At 36.7% G+C, this 248-nt stretch carries 1 pseudogene; it reads left to right on the top strand.

What is annotated here, in order from left to right:
• Positions 1 to 34 precede the first annotated feature (34 nt).
• Positions 35 to 248 (top strand): annotated as a pseudogene (locus QCD69_RS22600) (hypothetical protein); the annotation flags it as partial.

Below are 248 nucleotides of genomic sequence, written 5' to 3'. Positions count from 1 at the left end.
GTTAATGAATAAAGAAAGTTTAACGATAGAGGAAATGAAAGAAGCTACAAATTATTGTTTTTCGGATGAAATAACGGATACTGAAATTGCTGCGTTTTTAACAGCTTTACGAATAAAAGGAGAAACAGCAAATGAAATTGCTGGTATCGTCGATGTCATTCGCGCCCAGTCTGAATTGAGTGATATCTCACTCCCTAATGTGATGGACAATTGTGGAACAGGTGGAGATCGTTCAAACAGCTTTAACA

The sequence above is a fragment of the Erwinia sp. PsM31 genome (assembly GCF_030433775.1).
Lineage (GTDB): Bacteria > Pseudomonadota > Gammaproteobacteria > Enterobacterales > Enterobacteriaceae > Erwinia > Erwinia aeris.
The sequence above is the reverse complement of the archived record's forward strand: the minus strand, read 5'-3'. Positions and strand labels throughout refer to the sequence as shown.